Below are 6,054 nucleotides of genomic sequence, written 5' to 3'. Positions count from 1 at the left end.
ACGATATGATAAAGCCCGATGGGTACGCTGGCGGTCGTATTCCAGACCAAGCGCAATGACGAACGGTGCATCGCCGGAAAGAGCAATGCGGACAACGCTGCTCCAGCCAGGATAAAGAGCCGATGTCGCGGGCGCGCCGGTGCGTGGACGAGCGACCGATTGCGGGGATCACTTTGAGGGAGAGAGCCGACGTGGCGCGAGGAGCCGTGCATCACGTCCGCCCCTGACCGGCGAGGTTGCGCCGCACTGGCGGCGAGACGTTTGCGTTGTTCGGGTCCGAGGTGGACGCGCAGCTGCCCCGGTCGGCCCAGGCCCGCAACTCTTCGAGCGTGTACACCACGCGGCCGCCAATCTTCTTGTACTGCGGACCGGTCCCGTATGTGCGGTGCTTCTCCAGCGTGCGCGCCGAGAGGCCGACATAATGCGCCGCCTCCTTCGTGCGCAGATAACGCGTGTCCTTGATGATATCGGGCATGATCGCCTCCTCAGCCTAGGCTCGCGCAGCTCCGGCTGGAGCCGCGCGGCGGAGGCGACCATCGGCGCTGGAAGGCGTTGGCGGGTGGCCGAATGGACGGGGTTGTAAATCCGACCACACGACGGTCGCGAGCCTTGCGACATCCTAGCGAGTAGTCGCTGCCATTTTGCTGCCGGGCTGCTAATCCATGCCGATGTGCAACGAAGCCGCGCGCCGCATCCCGCTCGATCAGCTGCGCTCCGATTGGGGCCAGACCAGGATTCCGCTGCGCTTCCCTGAGGGGCTGCCCAACATGGCCCCGCTCGACAGCATCCGGATCACCGACGCGAGCGTGATCATCCGCGCCGCCGCAGACGTGCCGGGCGAAGCGGAACTCGTGACGCGGCGCTGGAGCTGGCCGGGTCCGACCGGCAAGCCGGTTTACAACTTCCGCTCGGACGGTCGTGCTCTCGATCACGGACGGTGCCTGATCCCGGTCGACGCCTTCTTCGAATTTACCGACACGCCGACGGAGCCCGGCTCGGGGAAGAAGCCGCCGAAGAGCAAGTGGCGGTTCACGATGCGGGGTCTAAATTGGTTCTGCGTTGCAGGGCTTTGGCGAACGGACGCGAAGGTCGGCGAGGCCTGGACGATGCTCACCACAGCACCGGGGCCTGACATCGCACCCTTCCACAACCGGCAGATTGTATTGCTTAAGCCGGAAAACTGGGAAGCCTGGTTGGACCCGCTCGTACCGGCGATGGACTTTTGCAAGCCGCTACCGGCGGGCTCGCTCTCGGTCGAGCAGGTCCGGTAGTCCCGACGCCTGGCGGCTTCTCTCTCGTGTAGCGCCCGACTGCCGGGCTTGACCCAAAGCCGGTCATTCGCGCTCCGATCTTCAGCTCCTGACTCCGGTCATGCGTTCATCTGGTTACGACGTCAGCGGCATGCGCGGGGGCGCGGTGCGCCACATCAGCGCGACTTCTTCCGGCGTCAGGCTATAAGCGCGGTTGACGATGTCGGACACCGCGCGTTCGTCGGCGAGCGCGGAGGTGCGCAAAACCCGCGCGGGCTCTGCCGTGTCGGCGAAGGCGGCGCGGAGCTGTTGGAGGCGCGTGGGCGTGAGCACCGTGTTCTTCGGCAGCGCGGCCCTAACGGCGACGACGAAGCTATCGCTTACCAGCCGGCTCGCTTTGCCTAGCGCGCCGGTGAGCTTGGACAGGCCAATCTCGTGGTGAAGCCAGTCGGCGAGCGCATGGTCGGAAGCACGAATTAACGCGGTCGTCTCGCGAAGGCGCGCGATCCGCTCGTCCACCTCGGCGGCATCAGACGTCTTCATGGGCGCGACTGGCAGCTGCTCCATTCGGAAGCCGACAGGCGTCAGCGCCTCGTCCTTCATGTGCGGCAGGAAGCGCCAGTTGTGCCACCACATCAGCGGTGAGCTCAGGACAGCGAGCAACGCATGGTCGGCGGACGAGATCAGGAAAGTTTTGTTGTTACCAAACAACCCGGTCGTATCAAAAGCGTAGTTCGGATAAAACTGGATTTCCTGGTAAACAATCTTTGGTTGCTCAAATCGCTGCCAGTAATCCACGCTGTCCTGGATCTCGTACCAGGCATAGGTGCCTTCCTTGCGGCCAGCCCACTTGTCGTCCTTCGACACAGGGCGCCAGTCTGCGGGCTTCGGCTCCAGCCCGGCCCTATACTGCTCTAGGTGACGCAGCACGGATGGGTAGTTGTCGATGGCGATCCCGCGCCGCGTGAAGATCATCCACAGCCCCGCCCAGTCCGGCAGCCAGCGCTCGATGTCTTGCCCGCGAAGATAGGGCTTGATGATCTCGGCAGCGCGGCCGTCCTCCGCAATCAGCCGCTCCTTGGTCGAGGTATCGATTAAGAACGCCTCGTTGAAGCCAGTCAGCACGCCGCGATACGGCTTTACTCCCGCGTAATCGACCAGCGGCACGCCAGCGGTCCTAATCTTGGCGAGCAGCGCGGCCACGTCCGGCGGCTCCAGCGTCCAGGGCTCCGGCGTCAGCGTGTCGCGCCGCGCGAGATACGTCGCGGCGCGCACCGCCTCCTCGAGGCCGCTACGCGGCACGTCGTCGCGCGGGATCACCGCCAGCTCGAACTCCTCTGGTGCTGCGCCGCCGTCCGGCTGCCGTGCTGCGATCACGCAGGGGAAAACATCTGCGTCCGGGAAGAAGCGCTTGGCGTGGCCGAAGTCGGCCATGAACTCGACCCAGGCGTCCTCAGCGAACAAGCGGCGCAGGCCTTCGGCGTACCCAGCCTTCAGCCACTTGTTGGTGACGACGTAGGCCATGCGCCCGCCGGGCCGGAGCAGCTTCAGCCCCTGTTCGTAAAAGTAGACGTAGAGGTCGGCGGTGCCCGCATAGCTGCGGTAGCCGCGGTGGTCGGTCAGCTCCAGCGCCGGCTTGATCGCGCTGATCACCTCGTGGCGCACATAGGGCGGGTTGCCGATCACCGCGTCGAACCCGCCAGTGCGGCCGCTCGACGCCAGATCGCGCCACACGCCGGGGAACGCCACCTCCCAGTGGAGGAAGCGGTGCTCGGCGGCGAGCGCCCGGGCGCGGCCGACCAGTGCATTGGCGATGAGGCTAAAGCGCTCGTCCGGGCGCACCTCTGGCAAAAGGCTCGTTTGCCCGACGTGCTCGCCCGATCGCGTGCCCTCATCGGCGAGCGCGATCTCGCCCGCAGAGATGCGCGCGGGATCGCCGAAGCGGCCGTCCAGCACCATCTTGAGCGCCTGCGCCTCGTCGTAGCGCCGCTCGGCCTCCGCCGCACGGGCAAGCGCTTTCTCGAGGGCGCCCTCCTTCTTGGCCTTGAGCGCCTGCTGGGCCGAAGAGCCGGTCGGCATCTGCGCGACCGTCGCTCGGCCAACCGACGCCATCTGCTCGGCCGTCTCGCGAATGCGGCCAGGCGCGTTGGCGGTGGTGCCCATCAGGGCATCCGCCTCGATAAGGTCAAACAGCGCGGCGAGCGGGCGGCTCGCCTCCGTGACCGTCGCGAACAGGCCCTCGGACTGCTTGACCTCGGCGAGATCGTTGTCCGGAATCGTCTCGATCTCGCCCATCGTCCTGGCGACGGCATCAATGGCGGACAGGTGGTTGTTGGCGAGAAGCGACCCGCGGTTGGCAAGCCAGAGCGTGGTCGGCCGCACCCAGGCGCCGAGCACGCTATTGCCGCAGCGCAAGTGGTGGTCGAGAAACGACAGCGGCGCGCCGACGGTGAAGCTGTGCAGCCACAGCGCGACCTTGGCGAGCTCGACCGCCATGGGGTTCAGGTCGACGCCGTAGATGCAGCGCTTCAGGACCATGCGACGGACGATGTGCGGGTCGTCGAGCTGCTCGGCGACGATAGGCCAGTTCCGCTCGGCAGCGCGAGCGAGGATGTCGGATCGCAGATTGGCGATCCTACCCAGCAGCGGCGAGGTGTAGGCGGCACCTGCGGCCACGGCGGCGGATTCAGTCGCCTTGAACGCCGCATCCGACAGCCAATCGACAAGGCTGACCAGAAAATGCCCGCTGCCCATCGCCGGGTCGACGATCTTGAGGTCGAGCATGCGCGTGGCAGGATCGAGCTCCGCCAGCGCCTCGCCGGTCTTTCCCGCGGCCAACGCCTGCGCGAAGGCGTCGGTGATCCCTTTCACCAACGGGCCAACCGCACGCTCAATAATGAGGCCGACCAGGTCCTCCGGTGTATAGTAGGACCCGGAACGGTGCCGCGCGCTGTTGTCCGGCCGCGGGCGCACGCCGCCAGCGCCGTCGGCCTCAACCGCATATTCCAGGATCGACTCGTAGATTGAGCCAAGCTGCTGCACCGACAGGTCGCGATAGTTGATGTAGCGCGGTCGTGGCTGCGCCTGCCGGTGCGAGAGGAGGAAGATGACCTCACCCGTGACAGTGTCCGGCAGCCGCACGCGGGCGAGCAGCGGCGCGCTGGCAGGATCGAAGAGTCCGCCGTTGTATGGCGGGATGCCGAGGTCGTCGTCGCCCTCTGCGATCGCGCCGAAGATCGTCTCCAGCCGGTTCCAATACTCTGTGGACCGCGCTGGTGGGGTAATCCCGCCCTCCCGTGCGTCGGCGATCGCCTGCCGCATGCGCGTGAGGCTGTACCGGGCATAAGGCCCGCGTTCGTCCGGCAGGAGGTTGCGATCCTCGGCGTAGAGGATGAACAACAGCCGGTAGAGCAACATCAGCGCGGCCGAGCGCACCTGCTCCAGATAGGAGTCATTGATCTGGGCCGGCCGTTCGCGATCGTGCTGCGGCAGCGCTTGCACCAACAGCGGGAAGACTCGGTCGAACACGACGTCGGAGAGGTCGCGCGCAACCCTCTCCTCCCACTGCCGCGCGTCGACCAGCGCTTGATCGTGAAACGACCTCCCCTGCTCGGCCGGTAAAAACGCTGCCTGGCCGAACAGGAGCAGGAACAGGCGGAACGCGTGATTGGCGGAGACATCGGCGTCGAACAGCTCGACCTCGCAGCCGGGAAGGTCGAAGACCTTGCCTAAGTCGATTTCCAGGTAATCGTCGGCGACCGAAAGCGCGCCTTGCCAGTAGAGCCGCCATTGGCGGCCATTTGTCAGAATGCCCCATCGCATCTGCCCCTGCGTGATTACGTCTGCGCGGCTGAGATAATGCATGACCTGGGCGGCCGGCACGCCCTGATCGCCCTGCGCGGCGCGATCGAGCGGCCGATTCCAGCGCTTGGCCTCGACGAGTGCAGCCCCATGGCGGAAGCGTTGCCACGGTTCCAGTCCGGCCGCCGCCGCGTCCGCCGCCGCATCCGGAAACAGCAGCGCATCCGGCACGTCGTTGCGGCCCTTCGCGTCCATCCGCTGCTGAACGGACAGGTACTCCCAGCCGAGCTCGCGGAGGACTGGGTACACGAGCTTGTTCTCGGTTTCCGCCTCGACCGGGTTCTTGCGCGCAGTCAGCGCGGTCAGTAGCGCGCCGATCCGCTCACGGGTACCCGCTACCGCGACGTCGTCGAGGTCACGCCAAGGCGTGCTCTCGGTGATGCCTTGTGTCAGCCAATCCCTTGTAAACAGCCCCCCCTGCAACACGCGCTACACTCTCCCCTGCGGGGAGGCATAGGGAAGCGCGACTGCTGCCTCAAGGATGTCGAGGCGGCAGGTTCGAAATCGGTGTAGCCGGAATGATTCGTGTATGCTCTCCGCGCGGTGATCACCCGACCGTAGCTCCGGCCCGGGTAGTGTCCCCGGACGTGGTGTAGGAAGCGGCCCCGGATGAGGTGGCCATCGCCGGTCTTCGGCTAGGGTTCGGATGCGAACTCGAACCTGGAGAAGACGACGATGACCGATGCCAAGATGGCCCTGCTCGAGTTGGTCGAGCAAGAGGCGGATGCTGACCTGGTGCGCGAGATGCTGGCGTTTGCCGCCGAGCGCATGATGGACCTGGAGATCGAGGCGAGGACGGGGGTGCCGGCGGGCGCCCGCTCGCCCGACCGCCTGAACCACCGCAACGGCTACCGTGAACGCAACTGGGATACGCGTGCGGGCCGGATCGAGCTGGCCGTCCCCAAGCTGAGGAAGGGCAGCTACTTCCCGAGTTTCCTGGAGC

The 6,054-nt window shown here is 66.1% G+C and carries 4 protein-coding genes; 2 read left to right on the top strand and 2 right to left on the bottom strand.

The window, feature by feature from the left end; all coding sequences use genetic code 11:
• Positions 1 to 211: 211 nt before the first annotated feature.
• A complete protein-coding gene (locus tag ACE5C1_RS01205; RefSeq protein ID WP_374942240.1) occupies positions 212 to 475 on the bottom strand; it encodes a helix-turn-helix transcriptional regulator in 264 nt (87 codons plus the stop codon).
• Positions 476 to 668: 193 nt separating this feature from the next.
• On the opposite strand from ACE5C1_RS01205, the gene ACE5C1_RS01200 reads away from it, so the two are divergent.
• Positions 669 to 1,271: an SOS response-associated peptidase family protein gene (locus ACE5C1_RS01200; RefSeq protein WP_374942239.1), complete on the top strand. Its 603-nt coding sequence runs from the start codon at positions 669 to 671 to the stop codon at positions 1,269 to 1,271.
• Between the two features lie 114 nt (positions 1,272 to 1,385).
• Here the strand turns inward: ACE5C1_RS01200 and ACE5C1_RS01195 are convergent, their stop codons facing one another.
• Positions 1,386 to 5,537: an Eco57I restriction-modification methylase domain-containing protein gene (locus ACE5C1_RS01195; protein WP_374942238.1), complete on the bottom strand. Its 4,152-nt coding sequence runs from the start codon at positions 5,535 to 5,537 to the stop codon at positions 1,386 to 1,388.
• A gap of 249 nt (positions 5,538 to 5,786) precedes the next feature.
• Here ACE5C1_RS01195 and ACE5C1_RS01190 point away from each other — a divergent pair.
• Positions 5,787 to 6,054, top strand: a 268-nt coding sequence (locus tag ACE5C1_RS01190) for a transposase (protein WP_374942237.1), incomplete at its 3' end; no start/stop codon positions are given.

Source organism: Sphingomonas sp. (assembly GCF_964263785.1).
Taxonomy (GTDB): Bacteria; Pseudomonadota; Alphaproteobacteria; order Sphingomonadales; family Sphingomonadaceae; genus Sphingomonas.
This window is presented reverse-complemented; position numbering and strand designations above follow the sequence as displayed.

What these genes read in the sequence shown, in the direction of transcription:
- ACE5C1_RS01205 (WP_374942240.1), bottom strand. Translation starts at nt 475, where the DNA reads ATGCCCGATATCATCAAGGACACGCGTTATCTGCGCACGAAGGAGGCG.
- ACE5C1_RS01200 (WP_374942239.1), top strand. Translation starts at nt 669, where the DNA reads ATGTGCAACGAAGCCGCGCGCCGCATCCCGCTCGATCAGCTGCGCTCC.